This is a genomic window from Streptomyces sp. NPDC002853 (genome assembly GCF_053591915.1).
In genome coordinates this window covers 1-1,207 of sequence record NZ_JBSFUS010000031.1, presented here as the reverse complement: position 1 = coordinate 1,207, position 1,207 = coordinate 1, and the positions used below count along the sequence as shown (strand labels likewise).

The 1,207-nt window shown below is 55.8% G+C and carries 1 rRNA gene; it reads right to left on the bottom strand.

The window, feature by feature from the left end:
* Positions 1 to 33: 33 nt before the first annotated feature.
* Positions 34 to 1,207, bottom strand: a 23S ribosomal RNA gene (locus ACWD02_RS41935); the annotation flags it as partial.

Genomic DNA, 1,207 nt, shown 5'->3' with positions numbered 1-1,207 from the left:
GTTTCAGAACCAACACAGTGGACGCGAGCAACTGAGGACAAGCCCTCGGCCTATTAGTACCAGTCACCTCCACCCGTTACCGGGCTTCCAGATCTGGCCTATCAACCCAGTCGTCTACTGGGAGCCTTAACCCCTCAAAGGGGGTGGGAATACTCATCTTGAAGCAGGCTTCCCGCTTAGATGCTTTCAGCGGTTATCCTTTCCGAACGTAGCCAACCAGCCATGCCCTTGGCAGGACAACTGGCACACCAGAGGTTCGTCCGTCCCGGTCCTCTCGTACTAGGGACAGCCCTTCTCAATATTCCTACGCGCACAGCGGATAGGGACCGAACTGTCTCACGACGTTCTAAACCCAGCTCGCGTACCGCTTTAATGGGCGAACAGCCCAACCCTTGGGACCGACTCCAGCCCCAGGATGCGACGAGCCGACATCGAGGTGCCAAACCATCCCGTCGATATGGACTCTTGGGGAAGATCAGCCTGTTATCCCCGGGGTACCTTTTATCCGTTGAGCGACGGCGCTTCCACAAGCCACCGCCGGATCACTAGTCCCGACTTTCGTCCCTGCTCGACCCGTCGGTCTCACAGTCAAGCTCCCTTGTGCACTTACACTCAACACCTGATTACCAACCAGGCTGAGGGAACCTTTGGGCGCCTCCGTTACTCTTTGGGAGGCAACCGCCCCAGTTAAACTACCCATCAGACACTGTCCCTGATCCGGATCACGGACCCAGGTTAGACATCCAGCACGACCAGAGTGGTATTTCAACGTTGACTCCACGAACACTGGCGTGCCCGCTTCAAAGTCTCCCACCTATCCTACACAAGCCGAACCGAACACCAATATCAAACTGTAGTAAAGGTCCCGGGGTCTTTCCGTCCTGCTGCGCGAAACGAGCATCTTTACTCGTAGTGCAATTTCACCGGGCCTATGGTTGAGACAGTCGAGAAGTCGTTACGCCATTCGTGCAGGTCGGAACTTACCCGACAAGGAATTTCGCTACCTTAGGATGGTTATAGTTACCACCGCCGTTTACTGGCGCTTAAGTTCTCAGCTTCGCACACCCGAAAGTGCACTAACCGGTCCCCTTAACGTTCCAGCACCGGGCAGGCGTCAGTCCGTATACATCGCCTTACGGCTTCGCACGGACCTGTGTTTTTAGTAAACAGTCGCTTCTCGCTGGTCTCTGCGGCCACCCCCAGCTCA